The organism is Streptomyces sp. NPDC033221, assembly GCF_055577005.1.
In genome coordinates this window covers 189,128-205,342 of record NZ_JBVIQN010000004.1, presented here as the reverse complement: position 1 = coordinate 205,342, position 16,215 = coordinate 189,128, and the positions used below count along the sequence as shown (strand labels likewise).

The 16,215-nt window shown below is 73.8% G+C and carries 17 protein-coding genes; 13 read left to right on the top strand and 4 right to left on the bottom strand.

Going from position 1 to position 16,215, the window contains the following annotated elements; all coding sequences use genetic code 11:
- Positions 1-51: 51 nt before the first annotated feature.
- Positions 52-1,410, top strand: coding sequence for a phosphoglucosamine mutase (gene glmM, locus ACZ53K_RS06745; protein ID WP_468832592.1), 1,359 nt, complete (start codon positions 52-54; stop codon positions 1,408-1,410).
- Between the two features lie 10 nt (positions 1,411-1,420).
- Here the strand turns inward: glmM and ACZ53K_RS06740 are convergent, their stop codons facing one another.
- Together ACZ53K_RS06740 and coaA are read right to left on the bottom strand one after the other, a co-directional pair.
- Positions 1,421-2,347 (bottom strand): DUF389 domain-containing protein, encoded by a 927-nt coding sequence (locus ACZ53K_RS06740; RefSeq protein ID WP_468832591.1) that lies wholly within the window; start codon positions 2,345-2,347, stop codon positions 1,421-1,423.
- Between the two features lie 36 nt (positions 2,348-2,383).
- Positions 2,384-3,382, bottom strand: a complete 999-nt coding sequence (coaA, locus tag ACZ53K_RS06735; RefSeq protein WP_398168936.1) for a type I pantothenate kinase — start codon at positions 3,380-3,382, stop codon at positions 2,384-2,386.
- A 170-nt stretch (positions 3,383-3,552) separates the two neighbouring features.
- Between coaA and glmS the strand changes: the two genes are divergently transcribed.
- From glmS to ACZ53K_RS06700, 7 genes are all read left to right on the top strand, one after another.
- The gene (gene glmS / locus ACZ53K_RS06730) at positions 3,553-5,400 is read left to right on the top strand and encodes a glutamine--fructose-6-phosphate transaminase (isomerizing) (protein WP_468832586.1); all 1,848 of its coding nucleotides are present in this window, start codon (positions 3,553-3,555) and stop codon (positions 5,398-5,400) included.
- Complete coding sequence (locus tag ACZ53K_RS06725; protein WP_468832585.1) at positions 5,397-5,765, top strand: holo-ACP synthase; 369 nt, start codon at positions 5,397-5,399, stop codon at positions 5,763-5,765. Before glmS ends, ACZ53K_RS06725 begins: the two co-directional genes overlap by 4 nt.
- Before the next feature lie 63 nt (positions 5,766-5,828).
- Entirely contained in the window at positions 5,829-7,256 is a 1,428-nt protein-coding gene (locus ACZ53K_RS06720; RefSeq protein WP_468832584.1) for an NAD(P)H-hydrate dehydratase, read from the top strand.
- A gap of 137 nt (positions 7,257-7,393) precedes the next feature.
- Complete coding sequence (gene alr / locus ACZ53K_RS06715) at positions 7,394-8,554, top strand: alanine racemase (RefSeq protein ID WP_468832582.1); 1,161 nt, start codon at positions 7,394-7,396, stop codon at positions 8,552-8,554.
- A complete protein-coding gene (locus tag ACZ53K_RS06710; protein WP_468832581.1) occupies positions 8,551-9,876 on the top strand; it encodes an alpha/beta fold hydrolase in 1,326 nt (441 codons plus the stop codon). The genes alr and ACZ53K_RS06710 overlap by 4 nt, the downstream gene beginning before the upstream one ends.
- Before the next feature lie 72 nt (positions 9,877-9,948).
- Positions 9,949-10,485 (top strand): tRNA (adenosine(37)-N6)-threonylcarbamoyltransferase complex ATPase subunit type 1 TsaE, encoded by a 537-nt coding sequence (gene tsaE / locus ACZ53K_RS06705; protein WP_468832580.1) that lies wholly within the window; start codon positions 9,949-9,951, stop codon positions 10,483-10,485.
- 141 nt (positions 10,486-10,626) lie between these two features.
- Entirely contained in the window at positions 10,627-10,851 is a 225-nt protein-coding gene (locus tag ACZ53K_RS06700) for a hypothetical protein (protein ID WP_468832578.1), read from the top strand.
- A 116-nt stretch (positions 10,852-10,967) separates the two neighbouring features.
- Here the strand turns inward: ACZ53K_RS06700 and ACZ53K_RS06695 are convergent, their stop codons facing one another.
- Positions 10,968-11,534 (bottom strand): hypothetical protein, encoded by a 567-nt coding sequence (locus ACZ53K_RS06695; protein WP_468832577.1) that lies wholly within the window; start codon positions 11,532-11,534, stop codon positions 10,968-10,970.
- A gap of 86 nt (positions 11,535-11,620) precedes the next feature.
- On the opposite strand from ACZ53K_RS06695, the gene tsaB reads away from it, so the two are divergent.
- The 5 genes from tsaB to ACZ53K_RS06670 all read left to right on the top strand — a co-directional run bounded on the left by tsaB (position 11,621) and on the right by ACZ53K_RS06670 (position 14,961).
- The gene (gene tsaB, locus ACZ53K_RS06690; RefSeq protein ID WP_468832576.1) at positions 11,621-12,280 is read left to right on the top strand and encodes a tRNA (adenosine(37)-N6)-threonylcarbamoyltransferase complex dimerization subunit type 1 TsaB; all 660 of its coding nucleotides are present in this window, start codon (positions 11,621-11,623) and stop codon (positions 12,278-12,280) included.
- 53 nt (positions 12,281-12,333) lie between these two features.
- Complete coding sequence (rimI, locus tag ACZ53K_RS06685) at positions 12,334-12,879, top strand: ribosomal protein S18-alanine N-acetyltransferase (RefSeq protein WP_468832801.1); 546 nt, start codon at positions 12,334-12,336, stop codon at positions 12,877-12,879.
- On the top strand, positions 12,872-14,002 hold the full coding sequence (gene tsaD / locus ACZ53K_RS06680; RefSeq protein ID WP_468832574.1) for a tRNA (adenosine(37)-N6)-threonylcarbamoyltransferase complex transferase subunit TsaD: 1,131 nt from the start codon (positions 12,872-12,874) through the stop codon (positions 14,000-14,002). The genes rimI and tsaD overlap by 8 nt, the downstream gene beginning before the upstream one ends.
- A 58-nt stretch (positions 14,003-14,060) precedes the next feature.
- Positions 14,061-14,423, top strand: a complete 363-nt coding sequence (locus tag ACZ53K_RS06675; RefSeq protein WP_468832573.1) for a hypothetical protein — start codon at positions 14,061-14,063, stop codon at positions 14,421-14,423.
- 172 nt (positions 14,424-14,595) lie between these two features.
- A complete protein-coding gene (locus ACZ53K_RS06670) occupies positions 14,596-14,961 on the top strand; it encodes a hypothetical protein (RefSeq protein WP_468832571.1) in 366 nt (121 codons plus the stop codon).
- Between the two features lie 3 nt (positions 14,962-14,964).
- Here the strand turns inward: ACZ53K_RS06670 and ACZ53K_RS06665 are convergent, their stop codons facing one another.
- Positions 14,965-16,179: a class I SAM-dependent methyltransferase gene (locus ACZ53K_RS06665; protein WP_468832570.1), complete on the bottom strand. Its 1,215-nt coding sequence runs from the start codon at positions 16,177-16,179 to the stop codon at positions 14,965-14,967.
- Positions 16,180-16,215 lie beyond the last annotated feature (36 nt).

The window sequence follows — 16,215 nt, the reverse complement described above, 5'->3', positions numbered from 1 at the left end:
TATACCTGGACGCAATGCTCTGGTCCACGTACATCAACTCGGAGGACACCAGTGGGACGACTCTTCGGCACGGACGGTGTGCGCGGTGTCGCCAACGCCGATCTGACGGCCGAGCTGGCGCTCGGTCTCTCGGTCGCGGCGGCACACGTGCTTGCGGAGGCAGGCACCTTTGAAGGCCACCGGCCGGTGGCCGTGGTCGGGCGCGATCCGCGGGCGTCGGGGGAGTTCCTGGAGGCCGCCGTGGTCGCGGGCCTGGCCAGCGCGGGTGTGGACGTGCTGCGGGTGGGCGTGCTGCCGACCCCGGCCGTGGCGTACCTCACCGGGTCGCTCGGCGCCGACCTGGGCGTGATGCTCTCCGCCAGCCACAACCCGATGCCCGACAACGGCATCAAGTTCTTCGCCCGCGGCGGCCACAAGCTCGCCGACGAGTTGGAGGACCGCATCGAGCGCACCTACCGGTCGCACGGCTCCGGCGAGCCGTGGAACCGGCCGACCGGCGCCGGCGTGGGCCGGGTCAAGGACTACGACCAGGGCTTCGACAATTACGTCGCCCACCTGGTGGGTGTGCTGCCCAACCGCCTGGACGGCCTGAAGGTCGTCATCGACGGCGCGCACGGCGCGGCGTCCCGCGTCTCCCCGGAGGCGTTCGCCCGGGCCGGCGCCGAGGTCGTCACCATCGGCACCGAGCCCGACGGCCTGAACATCAACGACGGCTGCGGCTCCACGCACATCGCCGGCCTGCGCACCGCGGTCGTCGAGCACGGCGCGGACCTCGGCGTGGCGCACGACGGCGACGCGGACCGCTGCCTGGCGGTGGACCGGGACGGCAACGAGATCGACGGCGACCAGATCCTGGCCGTCCTCGCGCTCGGGATGCGCGAGGCCGGGACGCTGCGCAAGGACACCGTCGTGGCGACCGTGATGTCCAACCTGGGCTTCAAGCTGGCCATGGAGCGCGCGGGCCTGACCTTCGTCCAGACGGCGGTCGGTGACCGGTACGTCCTGGAGGAGATGAAGTCCGGCGGATTCGCGCTCGGCGGCGAGCAGTCCGGGCACGTCATCGTGCTGGACCACGCGACGACCGGCGACGGCACGCTCACCGGCCTGATGCTGGCCGCCCGCGTCGCGGCGACCGGCCGCCCGCTCGGCGAGCTGGCGAGTGTCATGGAGCGCCTGCCGCAGGTGCTGGTGAACGTCCCGGACGTGGACCGCAGCCGGGTCGGTACGTCCCCGGAGGTCACCTCGGCCGTCGCGGAGGCGGAGCGCGAGCTGGGAGCCACCGGGCGCGTACTGCTGCGCCCCTCGGGGACCGAGCCGCTGGTACGGGTCATGGTCGAGGCCGCCGACATCGAGCAGGCGGGGGCCGTGGCCGGCCGCCTGGCGGATGTCGTGAAGTCGGCGCTGGGCTGACGCGAGCCGGTCAGCGCTGCCGCTGCCTGGCCCAGAAGAACTTCTGGGCCAGCAGCGTCAGCGTGCCCGCGACGACGATGCCGGCCAGGTTCAGCAGGAGCTGTTCGGTGGAGCCCCACGCCTGCTTGTACGCGTGGTAGCCGAAGGCGACGGCGGCGTTCGCGGCGGCCGGGACGGTGGTGACCGAGATCGCCACGCCGACCAGCGCGCCGGACTTCGACGAGGTCAGCGAGAGGACGCCGGCGATTCCGGCGAGGACGGCGACCACGAACGAGAACCAGTCCGGCCGGTAGATGAAGTTCGTGTTCGGGCGGTCCGCCGTCAGCGCCCCGGCGTCGAAGAGCCCCACCGCGTCCATGAACAGGCTGAAGCCCACCGTCGCCGCCATCGCCACCGCGAAGCCCACGACGAGTGCCAGCAGGGAGCGCCAGGCCAGCCGGGGCGCGCGGCGCACCAGGGCGGTGCAGATGCCGGCCAGCGGGCCGAACTCCGGGCCGACGGCCATCGCGCCGACGATCAGGATCGCGTTGTCCAGCACCACGCCGCAGGCCGCGATCATCGTGGCGAGCGTCAGGAACGCCAGGTAGGTGAAGGAGAGCGTGGACTCCTCGTGGGTGGCGTCGGCCAGCGACTCCCAGAGCACGGCGTCCACGCCTTCGCCGGGCGCGTCCTTCTCCGCCGTGTCCGCGCGGGTGGACAGGGACAGGTCGATGTTCTCGACGGCGATCGAGCCGTCCCGGTCGATGCCGAGTGCCCGCAGCTCGTGCAGCAGGCCGTCACCGGCCTCGCGGGCGACGTCGCACAGGACCACATCCCCCCGCGGTTCGCGCGCGGCGCCGGCCAGGACGGCGAGGTGGGTGGTGCCGACGGTGTTCTCAACCAGGTGCAGCACGGCCTGCGTACGGTCGGCGGGAACGATCAGGCGCAGGTGCAGCACGGTGTACCTCTCGTGGAAGGCGGCGGGGCCCCGTCGTCAGAGCTTGCGCAGGGACAGCCGCTGCACCTTGTGGTCGGGTCCCTTGCGCAGGACGAGGTTGGCGCGGCCGCGGGTCGGGGCGACGTTCTGTTCCAGGTTGGGCTTGTTGACGGTGCGCCAGATCATCCGCGCGTAGTCGAGGGCCTCTTCCTCGGAAACCTGGGTGTACTTGCGGAAGTACGAGAACGGGTTCTGGAAGGCGGTCTCGCGCAGCTTGCGGAACCGGCCGAGGTACCAGCGCTCGATGTCCTCCGTACGGGCGTCCACGTACACCGAGAAGTCGAAGAAGTCGGCGAGGCCGAGCCTGGTGCGGCCGTCCTTGCCGGGCAGGGCGGGCTGCAGCACGTTCAGGCCCTCGACGATCAGGATGTCGGGGCGGTGCACGGTCAGCCGCTCGCCGGGCACGATGTCGTAGATCAGGTGGGAGTAGACCGGTGCGCTGACCTCGGACTTCCCGGACTTCACATCGGCGACGAAGCGGGTCAGGGCGCGGCGGTCGTACGACTCGGGGAAGCCCTTGCGCGACATCAGGCCGCGGCGGTGCAGTTCGGCGTTGGGGAACAGGAAGCCGTCGGTGGTGACCAGCTCGACGCGCGGGTGCTCCGGCCAGCGGGCCAGCAGCGCCTGGAGGAGCCGGGCGGTGGTGGACTTGCCGACCGCCACGCTGCCCGCGACCCCTATGACGAAGGGGGTGCCGGGCTGTGCGCCGTGGCCGCCGCCCGCGTCGCCGAGGAAGGTGTTCAGGGCGCCGCGCAGGTTGCTGGACGCGCCCACGTACAGGTTGAGCAGGCGGGACAGCGGGAGGTAGACGTCGCGTACCTCGTCCAGGTCGATCACGTCGCCCAAGCCGCGCAGCCGCTCGACCTCCTCGGCGGTCAGCGGCAGCGGTGTCTTCTCCCGCAGGGCGCTCCACTCGGCGCGCGTCAGGTCGACGTACGGCGTGCGCTCGGCGCGGCGGCGGTGCTGCGACTCGGTCGGCTCTGTGGTGAGGGGCACGGGCCCATTGTCCGCAGGCGTGGCGGCCGGTTCACCCCGGGGTGGGGTTGTGGCCGCCCGGCGCGCGTGTCGCGGCGCGGGCCGGTTCGGTGCCGGACGCGGGGCCGGGGCGCCGTGGGTTGACCGGATGGAGCGCGGGTATGGATCGCACCGCCCCGTAGGCTGCCCTCATGTGCGGAATCGTGGGGTATGCGGGTGGCCGGTCCGCCCTGGACGTCGTGCTGACCGGGCTGAAGCGGCTGGAGTACCGCGGCTACGACTCGTCCGGGGTGGCCGTACTCGCCGACGGCGGGCTCGCCGCGGCCAAGAAGGCGGGCAAACTCGCCAACCTGGACAAGGAACTGGCCGACCGTCCGCTGCCGGCCGGTATGACCGGGATCGGGCACACCCGGTGGGCCACGCACGGCGCGCCGACCGACACCAACGCCCATCCGCACCTGGACAACGCCGGGCGGGTCGCCGTCGTCCACAACGGCATCATCGAGAACTTCGCGGCGCTGCGCGCGGAACTGGCCAAGCGGGGGCACTCGCTGGCCTCCGAGACGGACACCGAGGTGGTCGGGCACCTGCTGGCGGAGAACTTCTCCTCCTGCGGCGATCTGGCCGAGGCGATGCGTCAGGTGTGCCGCCGGCTGGAGGGCGCGTTCACGCTGGTCGCGGTGCACGCGGACGCGCCGGACGTGGTGGTGGGCGCGCGCCGCAACTCGCCGCTGGTGGTGGGCATCGGCGAGGACGAGGCGTTCCTCGCGTCGGACGTGGCGGCGTTCATCTCGTACACCCGTGAAGCCGTCGAACTGGGCCAGGACCAGGTCGTGGAGGTGCGCCGGGACGGGGTGACGGTGACCGGCTTCGACGGCGCGCCGGGCGAGGTGCGGCACTTCCACGTGGACTGGGACGCGTCGGCCGCCGAGAAGGGCGGCTACGACTACTTCATGCTCAAGGAGATCGCCGAGCAGCCGAAGGCGGTCGCCGACACGCTGCTGGGCCGGGTGGACGAGTCCGGGGTGCTCTCGCTGGACGAGGTCCGCATCGACGACGCGGTGCTGCGCGAGGCCACCAAGGTGGTGATAGTGGCCTGCGGCACGGCCTTCCACGCCGGGATGATCGCCAAGTACGCGATCGAGCACTGGACCCGTATCCCCTGCGAGGTGGAGCTGGCCAGCGAGTTCCGCTACCGCGACCCGATCCTGGACCCGCGCACGCTGGTCGTCGCCATCTCGCAGTCCGGCGAGACGATGGACACCCTGATGGCCGTACGGCACGCCCGTGAGCAGGGCGCGAAGGTGCTCGCGGTGTGCAACACCAACGGCTCGACGATCCCCCGCGAGTCGGACGCGGTGCTCTACACGCACGCCGGCCCCGAGGTCGCGGTCGCCTCGACCAAGGCGTTCCTGACGCAGCTGGTGGCCTGCTACCTCCTCGCGCTGTACCTGGGCCAGGTGCGCGGAACCCAGTGGGGCGACGAGATCCGGGCGGTGGTGCGCGAGCTGGCCGCGATCGGCACGCAGGTCGACCAGGTGCTGGGGACGATGGAACCGGTACGGGAGCTGGCGCGCAGCCTCGCGGACCAGGACACGGTGCTGTTCCTGGGGCGGCACGTGGGCTATCCGGTCGCCCTGGAGGGCGCGCTGAAGCTCAAGGAACTGGCGTACATGCACGCGGAGGGCTTCGCGGCGGGCGAGCTGAAGCACGGGCCGATCGCGCTGATCGAGGAGGGCGTGCCGGTCGTGGTGGTCGTGCCGTCGCCGCGCGGCCGGTCCGTCCTGCACGACAAGATCGTCTCCAATATCCAGGAGATCCGTGCCCGGGGCGCGCTCACCATCGTCATCGCCGAGGAGGGTGACGAGACGGTCGTCCCGTACGCGGACCACCTCGTCCGTATCCCGCGCACCCCGACCCTGCTCCAGCCGATGGTCTCCACCGTGCCGCTCCAGGTCTTCGCCTGCGAACTGGCCACGGCCCGCGGCAACGAGGTCGACCAGCCGCGCAACCTCGCCAAGTCGGTGACCGTCGAATGATCGTCGGAGTGGGGATCGACGTCGCCGAGATCGACCGCTTCGCGGCGGCGCTGGAGCGCACCCCGGACATGGCCCGGCGCCTGTTCGTCGAGCGCGAGTTGACGCTGCCCAGCGGCGAGCGCCGGGGCATCGCCTCGCTCGCCGCGCGGTTCGCCGCCAAGGAGGCGGTGGCCAAGGCGCTGGGGGCGCCCGCCGGGCTGCGGTGGACGGACGCGGAGGTGGCGGTCCTGGAGACCGGGCAGCCGATACTGAAGATCCGGGGCACGGTCGCCGAGCGGGCGGCGGAACTGGGCGTGCGGTCGTGGCACGTGTCGCTCAGTCACGACGCGGGCGTGGCCTCGGCGGTGGTGATCGCGGAGGGGTGAGCGGGCCCCGGCCACGGGCGAGCCGGGAGGAATGCCCGCGCCGTACGGGGTGAGACTGGGGGCATGAGGACTGCGTTCAGCGTGGATGTCGTACGGGCGGCCGAGCGGGACCTGATGGCGCGGCTGCCCGAAGGAGCCCTGATGCAGCGGGCCGCCGCCGGTCTCGCGGTGGCCTGCGCGGAGCTGCTGGGGCGGGTGTACGGGGCGCGTGTCGTGCTGCTCGTGGGCAGCGGCGACAACGGCGGCGACGCGCTGTACGCGGGCGCCCGGCTGGCCCGGCGCGGCGCGGGTGTGCGCGCCGTCCTGCTGTCGCCGGACCGGGCCCACGCGGGCGGCCTGGCGGCGCTGCGCTCTGCGGGCGGCCGGGTGTCCGGCGACGCCGTGGCCGACATCGGGCGCGCCGACCTCGTCGTGGACGGGATCGTCGGTATCGGCGGCAAGGGCGGGCTGCGGCCGGAGGCGGCCCGGCTGGCCGAGGCCGCGCGGCAGGCCAGGGTCGTCTCCGTCGATTTGCCGAGCGGGGTGGACGCGGACACCGGCGAGGTGCCGGGGGATGCCGTACGGGCCGATGTGACGGTGACGTTCGGCGCGTACAAGCCGGGGCTGCTGATCGACCCGGCGCGCGAGTACGCGGGCGCGCTGCGGCTGGTGGACATCGGCCTGGAGCTGCCCGGGGACGCGGCGGCCGAGGCGCTGCAGTACGCGGACGTGGCGGCGCTGCTGCCCCGCCCGACGGCCGAGAGCGACAAGTACCGGCGCGGTGTGGTGGGCGTCGTCGCGGGGTCCGCGCGCTACCCGGGCGCGGCCGTCCTGGCGGTCTCGGGGGCGCTGCGGGGCGGCGCCGGGGCCGTACGGTACGTCGGCCCGGCGGCCGACGCCGTCCTCGCGCAGTTCCCGGAAACCCTCGTGCACGCCGGACCGCCCTCGAAGGCGGGCCGCGTCCAGGCCTGGGTCATCGGCCCCGGCATCGGCGACGACGGCGACGCCATGGGGGACGTCCTCGACTCCGACGTACCCGTCCTGGTGGACGCCGACGGGCTGCGTTTCCTGGACGCCGCACGGGTGCGGGGCCGCGGCGCGCCCACCCTGCTCACCCCGCACGCCGGAGAGGCCGCCGCCCTGCTCGGCACCGACCGGGCGGATGTCGAGGCGGCCCGCCTGCGCTCCGTACGGGAACTGGCGGAACGGTACGGCGCCACGGCCCTCCTCAAGGGCTCCACGACCCTCGTCGCCGACGCGGCGGGCGGCCCGGTGCGCGCCAACCCCACCGGCACGGGCTGGCTGGCCACCGCGGGCAGCGGCGACGTGCTGTCCGGACTGACCGGATCGCTGCTGGCCACCGGCCTGCCCGCGCGCGAGGCGGCCGCCGCCGGCGCCTACCTGCACGGCCTGGCCGCCCGCCTGGCGGCCACCCCGGACGGCGCGCCGATCCTGGCGACGGACGTGGCCGGGGCGCTGGGCGAGGCGTGGCGGGACATCAGCCGATTCTGAGGGCGGGACGTACGGCCGCGGTCCGGCCCGAAGCACCCGGCGGACCCGTCCCCGTACGGCGCGGTGACGGCCCCCGCCCCGGGCCCGGCGCACCTGCCTCCCCCTGCCCCAACACCCCGTTCTGAGACACTGGGTGGATGAACCACGAAGCCATGCGGGCCCGTGCGGCCATCGATCTCGCCGCGGTGCGCTCCAACGTGCGGGCGCTGCGGGCCCGTGCGCCCCGGGCCGAGCTGATGGCCGTGGTGAAGTCCGACGGGTACGGCCACGGCGCGGTGCGCTGCGCCCGGGCCGCCCGCGAGGCCGGGGCGGCATGGCTGGGCACCGCCCTCCCCGAGGAGGCGTTCGCGCTGCGCGCCGCGGGCGACACCGGGCGGCTGATGTGCTGGCTGTGGGCGCCCGGCGGGCCCTGGCGGCAGGCCGTCGAGCAGGACATCGACGTGTCGGTCAGCGGCATGTGGGCGCTGCGCGAGGTGGCGGACGCCGCGCGGGCGTGCGGCCGTACCGCCCGCGTCCAGCTCAAGGTGGACACCGGCCTGGGCCGCAACGGCTGCCAGCCCGCCGACTGGTCCGAGCTGGTCACCGCCGCGCGCGCCGCGGAGGCCGAGGGCGCGATACGGGTCACCGGCGTCTGGTCGCACTTCGCCTGCGCCGACGAGCCCGGACACCCCTCCATCGACGCGCAGCTGGCGGCCTTCGCCGAGGCCGACGCGGTGGCCCGCCGGGCCGGCCTGGACCCCGAGGTGCGGCACCACGCCAACACCCCGGCCCTGCTCAGCCTCCCGCACGCGCACTTCGACCTGGTGCGCTCCGGGATCGGCGTCTACGGCATCTCGCCCAGCCCGGAGATGGGCGTGCCGGCGGACTTCGGACTGCGCCCGGTGATGACGCTGGAGGCTTCTTTGGCGTCGGTCAAACACGTACCCGGCGGTCACGGCGTCTCGTACGGGCACCGCTACACGACGTCCGGCGAGACCACGCTCGCCCTCGTCCCGCTCGGCTACGCCGACGGCATCCCCCGCCATGCGTCGAACAGCGGGCCGGTCCTGGTCGCGGGCAAATGGCGGACGGTCGCCGGGACGATCGCGATGGATCAGTTCGTGGTCGATCTCGGCGGGGACCCGGCACAGGTGGGAGACGTGGCCGTACTGTTCGGCCCGGGGGACCGGGGCGAGCCGACCGCCGAGGACTGGGCGCGTGCGACGGGCACCATCGGGTACGAAATCGTCACGCGGATCGGTACCCGGGTACCACGCGTCTATGTTGACGAGCGCGCGGACACGGGGAGCGGGACATGAGCGACAGGACGGGGGCGGCCGCCGGCACCGCGATCGACGCGGCGGAAGCGGCGGCCGGCGCGGCCACGGCGGTCGGCAGCTGGACCCGGGCGGGGCGCCACGCGGGCATCGCGGGCGCCGCGATCGGCGTGGTCGCGGCCGGTGCGGCGGCGGGCGTGGCCATCGAGCGGCTGACGGTCGGCCGGGGCGTACGGCGCAAGGCGCGGCTCGCGCTGGACGCGGCGGGCCCGTACGGGACGCTGCGTGGCACACCGGGCACGGCGGTGGCCGAGGACGGCACGGAGCTGTACTACGAGATCGACGAGCCGGGCGACGGACCGGCCGGGCGGGCGGGCCACGGCGGGCACGGCGCTCAGGACGGCAAGACCGGCAAGGGGGGCAAGGACGGCAAGGGGGGCAAGACCGGCGCAGCGCGCCGCAAGCGGCTGCTGGGGCTGCTGGGACGCCGTTCCGAGGCACCCACGGTCGTCTTCAGCCACGGTTACTGCCTCAACCAGGACTCCTGGCACTTCCAGCGCGCGGCCCTGCGCGGCGCGGTGCGCAGCGTCCACTGGGACCAGCGCAGCCACGGCCGCTCGGAGCGCGGCCGGGCCCAGGGCGAGGGCACCGAACCGGTCACCATCGACCTGCTGGGCCGGGACCTGAAGGCAGTGCTGGACACCGCCGTGCCCGAGGGGCCGATCGTGCTGGTCGGGCACTCCATGGGCGGCATGACGGTGATGGCGCTGGCCGACCAGTATCCGGAGTTCGTCGCGGAGCGGGTGGTCGGCGTGGCCCTGATCGGCACGTCCGCGGGCCGGCTCAGCGAGGTCGCGTTCGGGCTGCCGTCGCTGGGCGTCAAGGCGTTCCACAAGCTGGCGCCGGGTGTGCTCAAGGCGCTGGGCGCGCAGAGCGAGCTGGTCGAGAAGGGCCGGCGGGCCACCGCCGACCTCTTCGCCGGGCTGGTCAAGCGCTACTCGTTCGGTACGCCGAAAGAGGCGGACCCGGGAGTGGCACGCTTCGCCGAACGGATGATCGAGGCGACGCCGATCGATGTCGTCGCCGAGTTCTTCCCGGCCTTCGCCGTGCACGACAAGACCGAGGCGCTGGTGGCCTTCGACCCGGTACCGGCGCTGGTGCTGGCCGGTGACCGGGACATGATCACCCCGTCCGACCACAGCGAGGCCATCGCCGAGCTGCTGCCGGGCGCCGAATCGGTGTGCGAGGCGGGGGCCGGTCACCTGGTGATGCTGGAGCGCCCCGAGGTGGTCACCGGCCATCTGGAGACGCTGATCGAGCGGGCGGCGGCGACGGCCGCGGCGGCCCGGTCGGCGCGGGCGTAGGCGGTTCCGGGGCCCCCGGCCCGCCGCGGGCGGGTTCGGAATGCCGGTTGTGTGCCCCGTACCATCGGGCGCATGAGCGCCACCGAGACGACCGTGCACGTAACCGTCAAGTCACCGCACCGGATGCAGGAGTTGGGCCGCGGGCTGGCCGGGCTGCTGCGGCCCGGGGACCTGGTGCTGCTGACCGGGGAGCTGGGAGCGGGCAAGACGACGCTGACCCGCGGGCTGGGCGAGGGGCTCGGCGTGCGCGGCGCGGTCACCTCCCCGACGTTCGTGATCGCGCGGGTGCACCCGCCGCTGGCCGGCGGCCCGGCCCTGGTGCACGTGGACGCGTACCGGCTCGGCGGCGGCCTGGACGAGATGGAGGACCTGGACCTCGACGTGTCGCTGCCGGAGTCGGTGGTGGTCGTGGAGTGGGGCGACGGCAAGGTCGAGGAGCTGTCCGAGGACCGGCTGCACGTCGTCATCGAGCGCGCCGTGGGCGCGGACGCGCCCGTTCCGGCCCCCGAGGGCGAGCCGGCGGAGGAGGACGACGTACGCGAGGTCACGGTCCGTGGCGTCGGGCCGCGCTGGGCGGCCGCGGATCTGACGGTGCTGGCCGGGGAGTAGGCCACGCCCGTACGGTAGTTTCCGACAAGCCGTCGGGAAGATGTTGCGCGCGCGGCGCCGGACGTGGTCACATGGGTGAAGAGAGAGCCGGTTAGGTCTGCCTAACTATGCCCGCTTGCCCAGGAGCCACGGGAGGCATCCATGTCGGCCCACCAGCCCGTCACCGCAGCGGTCCGCAACGGCGCGGCCGAACCGACGCCGACCATGAACCAGCTGCTGGCGGCGTGCGCCGCGGCCAGCGCGGTGTCCACGCCCCCACAGCCGCCGTCCCGCGCCGAGGACGGCGCGCAGGACGACGCGCGCGATGCCGCGCCGGAGGCGGGGGAGACCGGCCCGTGTCCGCACGGGGCGCGCGACGCGGCGTAGCGGGGGGGAGTACGGGGGCGCGCGAAGGCATACAGAGGCGTGCGTACGGCGCGCGGCCTGAGCGGCCGGCGCACGCCGAGCAGGTACCGCCCCCGTCTACCGGCGGCCGCCCCGGCTCACTTGACCACGACGACCTTCGTCTTGTGCAGCGCGAAGTCCCACATCGCCGTACCGTCCGCACGCGACTCCCGGATACCGCCGGTCTTCTTCGTCGCGCCGGGATCCGGCATCGAGCCGTCGAGCGCCGCGCTGAAACCGACCACCACGCCGTCGGCGACGGTGAACCGCACCACGTGCTCGATCGGCACCCCGTCCGAGCCCGCGACCTTCAGCGACCGCCCGTTGACCTTGTAGGTGCCCGGCGCCGGGCTGACGGTGCTCGGCGTGACCTCGAACGTCCGCTTCACCTTGCCGTCCGCCGTGACCAGCCACACCCGCCGCGCGCCCAGCGAGTAGACGACCCGCTCACCCTCGCCCGAGTCCGGCGGCACCGGCACCTCGGTCTTCTGCTTCTGCGCGCCGTCCTCGCCCTTGCCCGGAGCCGGGCTCGCGGTCGACGACGGCTTCTTGCCCGCGGTGGTGTGATCGGGGGCCGAGGCGGACGCCTGGTAGGCCAGGAAACCGACGGCGGCGAGCGCAACCGTGGTCAGAGCGGTGACGATCGAGCTGCTCTTTGCGGACACCGCCGTGCCACCTTTCGTACGCGCGTGACTACGGGTGACGGTAGCACCCGGCAAGGCACCCACGGCCGCGCCGTAGTCTTGAAGGCGTGCTGCTGCTTGCTCTGGACACCGCAACCCCCGCCGTCACCGTCGCCGTCCACGACGGCTCCCGCGTCCTCGCCGAGGAGCGCCAGGTGGACGCCCGCCGGCACGGCGAACTGCTGCTGCCCGCCGTCGACCGGGTGCTCGCCGAAGCCGGCGTGAAACTCGACGCGGTCAGCGACATCGTCGTCGGGGTCGGCCCCGGCCCGTACACCGGCCTGCGGGTCGGACTCGTCACGGCCGCGACGTTCGGCGCCGCGCTCGACGTGCCGGTGCACGGCCTGTGCACGCTGGACGGCATCGCGTACGCCGCCGGACTCGACGAGCCGTTCCTGGTGGCGACCGACGCCCGCCGCAAGGAGGTCTACTGGGCGCGCTACGCCGACGCCCGCACCCGGCTCACCGAGCCCGCCGTGGACCGCCCCGCGGACCTCGCCGACGAGGCCGGCGCGCTGCCGTCGGTGGGCGCGGGCGCGCTGCTGTACGCCGACACGTTCACCGGCGTACGCGACGGCGGCCCCGAACACCAGTCGGCGGGCGCGCTCGCCGCGCTCGCCGCCGAAAAGCTGGCACGCGGCGAGGAGATGCTGCCGCCGCAGCCGCTCTACCTGCGCCGCCCCGACGCGCAGGTCCCCGCCAACTACAAGGTGGTCACCCCGAAGTGACCGCACGGGTGGCGGCCGGGGACGGCGCGCGCGACGGCGCCGTACTCCGCGAGATGCGCTGGTGGGACATCGCGCCGGTCCTGGACCTGGAGCGCGGGCTGTTCCCCGAGGACGCCTGGTCGGCGGGGATGTTCTGGTCCGAGCTGGCGTACGCGCGCGGGCCCGCCGCCAACCGCCGCTACCTCGTCGCCGAGCTGGACGGGCGCCTGGTCGGCTACGGCGGCCTGGCCGCCGTCGACGGCACCGGCGATATCCAGACCATCGCCACCGCCCGCGACCAGTGGGGCACCGGCCTCGGCGCCCGGCTGCTGACCGAGCTGCTGTCCGCCGCCACCGCCTTCGAATGCGCCGAGGTGCTGCTCGAAGTCCGCGTCGACAACACCCGGGCCCAGCGCCTGTACGAACGGTTCGGCTTCGAGCCCATCGGTTTCCGGCGCGGCTACTACCAGCCGGGCAACGTGGACGCCCTGGTCATGCGCCGTACCACCGTGTCCCCCTCCGAAACTCCCTCCGAATCCCCGGCCGGCTTCCCCGCGGAACCGTCCGGCGGCACCCCCTCCTCACCTCCCCCCGCACAAGGAACCCAGGCCCATGGCTGACGAACCGCTCGTCCTCGGCATCGAGACCTCCTGCGACGAAACCGGCGTCGGCATCGTGCGCGGCCACACGCTCCTCGCGGACGCCGTCGCCTCCAGCGTCGACGAGCACGCCCGCTTCGGCGGCGTGGTGCCGGAAGTGGCCTCGCGCGCGCACCTGGAGGCGATGGTCCCCACCATCCAGCGCGCCCTGAAGGAAGCCGGCGTCGCGGCGTCCGACCTGGACGGGATCGCCGTCACGGCGGGCCCCGGCCTGGCGGGCGCCCTGCTGGTCGGCGTCTCGGCCGCCAAGGCGTACGCCTACGCCCTCGGCAAGCCGCTCTACGGCGTCAACCACCTCGCCTCGCACATCTGCGTCGACCAGCTCGAACACGGCGCCCTGCCCGAGCCGACCATGGCCCTGCTGGTCTCCGGCGGCCACTCCTCCCTGCTGCTCGCCCCCGACATCACCTCCGACGTACGGCCCCTCGGCTCGACCATCGACGACGCGGCGGGCGAGGCGTTCGACAAGGTCGCCCGCGTCCTGCACCTGGGCTTCCCGGGCGGCCCGGTCATCGACCGCTACGCGCGCGAGGGCGACCCGGAGGCGATCCGCTTCCCCCGCGGCCTGACCGGCTCCCGCGACCCGGTCTACGACTTCTCCTTCTCCGGCCTCAAGACCGCCGTCGCCCGCTGGATCGAGGCCAAGCGCGCCGCGGGCGAGGAGGTCCCGGTCGCGGATGTCGCGGCGTCCTTCCAGGAAGCGGTCGTCGACGTCCTGACCCGCAAGGCGGTACGCGCCTGCAAGGACAACGGCGTCGACCACCTGATGATCGGCGGCGGCGTCGCCGCCAACTCCCGGCTCCGCGCCCTGGCCCAGCACCGCTGCGAGAAGGCGGGCATCACGCTGCGCGTCCCCCGCCCCAAACTCTGCACCGACAACGGCGCCATGGTCGCCGCCCTCGGCGCCGAAATGGTCGCCCGCAACCGCCCCGCCTCCGCGTGGGACCTCTCGGCCGACTCGTCCCTGCCGGTGACGGAACCGCACGTACCGGGGCCGGAGCACGACCATGACGGACACGCGCACGGCCATGGGCACGACCACGACCACTTCCACGAGCTGAGCAAGGACAACCTGTACTCGTAGGCGCGCGACCGGGCAGCGGCCGGGCCTCCCACACCCTCACCCCGCCCATGGAGGCCCCATGCCCGCCAGCTCCGCCGAACACCCCTTCGTTGCACAGCACCCGGCCTCGGTCTCGGTCACGCGGCTGCACGAGGCTGTGGGGCAGTTGGTGCCCGCGGCACTGCCGGCCTCCGTCCGCGAACTCTCCCGGGCTGCCGACCAGGCTCTGTGTGGCTCCGCCCCCCTGCCGCTGCGGCGGTTCACGACGCAGTGGGCCGTCCACGTACGCATCCAGCGTGACCCTGCCACCGCCGCCAGGTACCGGGAGCTGGAGGACCTGGCAGTGGCCACCGACAACGCGGAAGAGGCCCGCGGCGCCGCGGCGGAACTCGGCCGCATCCTGGACGCCGCGCACACCGCCGTGGCCTGCGAAGGAGTGTGAAGGCCCCGGAGCTGCCCGCGCGGTAGTCCGGAGCACCCCGCGCGGTAACCCGAAGCACCTTCTCGCGGTATCCCGGTGTGAGCCGCCGCCGACCCTGCCCGCCCCACCCCCTGACGCCAGGTCATACCCTGGCCACAGCTGACATATGTGGTGACGGGGGAGGGGACAGGCCGTGAACTGGATCTGGTGGGTGTTCGCGTTTTTCATGGCGGGGGGTTTCGCCAAGGTCGCCGACGTGGGCCGGAAGGCGATGAGCACGCGGCACGCGCGGAAGATGGAGCGGCTGGAGAGCTCGCAGCGGGAGCGGCGGGAACTGGAGGCGGCGCAGCGGTCGCCGGAGCCGGTGTGCGGGTGTACGCACCACCTCGCCAAGCATGACAAGCAGGGCAAGTGCCACGAGGTGACGCAGGTTCCGACGGCCTGGGACGAGGAGCGCAAGCCGGTCAGGTACGAGCCGGGGCAGTGCACCTGTCAGCAGTACGTCGGGCCGCAGCCCCTGTCGCAGGTGTTCGCGGAGGAGCTGACGGACCGGGCGTGAGCGTCAGTCTTTCGGCGCCGTAGGGGCCTCCCGGCCCAGGAGCATCGTGGGGGCGCCGGCCACCCGGGTCAGGAAGATGACGCAGGAGTGCGGGCCGGAGAGCTTCAGTTTCCTGCGCAGTTCCTCGGGCTCGACGGCCGAGCCGCGCTTCTTGATGACGGCGACACCGATGCCGCGTTCGCGCAGCAGTGCCCGGAGCTTCTTGACGTTGAACGGCAGCGTGTCGGTGATCTCGTAGGCGGTGGCGTACGGGGTCGGGCGGTGTGCGTCGGCCGTGACGTAGGCGATGGTCGGGTCGATGAGGCGGCCGTTCACCTGCTGGGCGACCTCGGCGACGAGGTGGGCGCGGATGACCGCGCCGTCCGGCTCGTACAGCCAGCGGCCGACCGGGCCGGGCTCCGGGTCGGGCAGGCCGGTGTCCAGCAGGAAGTGACCGGCCGGGAGGAGGGTGGCGCGGCGCGCGCCCGGTGCGGTGCCGAACCACAGGACGGCTTCCTTCACGTCCCCGCCGTCGGAGATCCACTCCGCTTCCGCCTCGTCCGGTACGACCTCGTGCGGGATGCCCGGAGCGATCTTCAGGGCCGCGTGCGGGGCCTTCCGGGCGGCCGCCACGGCCCAGGACAGCGGCGGCGAGTACGCCTCGGGGTCGAAGATCCGTCCGCCGCGTCCGCCCCGTCCGCCGCGCCGTGCCGGGTCGACGAAGACCGCGTCGTACGCGGCGGTGTCCACCTCGGTGACGTCGGCGCAGCGCACCTCGATCCGGTCGGCGAGCCCCAGCGCTTCCGCGTTGGCGCGGGCCGCCGCGCAGGCCAGCGGGTCGCGGTCGACGGCCAGTACGTGGATGCCGGCGCGGGCCAGGGCGATGGCGTCGCCGCCGATGCCGGAGCACAGGTCGGCGAGCGAGCGGACGCCGAGGGCGGCGAGGCGGGTGGCGCGGTGGGCGGCGACCGTGCTGCGGGTGGACTGTTCGACGCCGTTGGGCGTGAAGTACATGCGCGCGGCGTCCGCCCCGAACTTGGCGGCGGCGCGCTGGCGCAGCCGCGCCTGGCCCAGCGCGGCGGAGACCAGCGGCGCGGGGTGGTCGCGCCGCAGCCGGGTCGCGGTCGCCAGTTCGTCGGCCGGATCGTGGTCGCGCAGTTCGGCCAGCAGTGCCTGGCCTTCGGGTGTGTGCAGCGCTGAGAAGGAGTCGAGGTCGTTCGCCTGGTTCACCCGGTCCATTGTGGGCCAGCGCGCGCGTACGGGGGCGGCGGGGCG

Bases quoted from the DNA above. Each gene is read 5' to 3' on its own strand.
- ACZ53K_RS06710 (WP_468832581.1), top strand. From the start codon at position 8,551: ATGAGCGACAGGACGGGGGCGGCCGCCGGCACCGCGATCGACGCGGCG.
- ACZ53K_RS06700 (WP_468832578.1), top strand. From the start codon at position 10,627: ATGTCGGCCCACCAGCCCGTCACCGCAGCGGTCCGCAACGGCGCGGCC.
- ACZ53K_RS06665 (WP_468832570.1), bottom strand. From the start codon at position 16,179: ATGGACCGGGTGAACCAGGCGAACGACCTCGACTCCTTCTCAGCGCTG.
- tsaD (WP_468832574.1), top strand. From the start codon at position 12,872: ATGGCTGACGAACCGCTCGTCCTCGGCATCGAGACCTCCTGCGACGAA.
- ACZ53K_RS06720 (WP_468832584.1), top strand. From the start codon at position 5,829: ATGAGGACTGCGTTCAGCGTGGATGTCGTACGGGCGGCCGAGCGGGAC.
- ACZ53K_RS06675 (WP_468832573.1), top strand. From the start codon at position 14,061: ATGCCCGCCAGCTCCGCCGAACACCCCTTCGTTGCACAGCACCCGGCC.
- glmS (WP_468832586.1), top strand. From the start codon at position 3,553: ATGTGCGGAATCGTGGGGTATGCGGGTGGCCGGTCCGCCCTGGACGTC.
- alr (WP_468832582.1), top strand. From the start codon at position 7,394: ATGAACCACGAAGCCATGCGGGCCCGTGCGGCCATCGATCTCGCCGCG.
- tsaE (WP_468832580.1), top strand. From the start codon at position 9,949: ATGAGCGCCACCGAGACGACCGTGCACGTAACCGTCAAGTCACCGCAC.
- rimI (WP_468832801.1), top strand. From the start codon at position 12,334: ATGCGCTGGTGGGACATCGCGCCGGTCCTGGACCTGGAGCGCGGGCTG.
- ACZ53K_RS06725 (WP_468832585.1), top strand. From the start codon at position 5,397: ATGATCGTCGGAGTGGGGATCGACGTCGCCGAGATCGACCGCTTCGCG.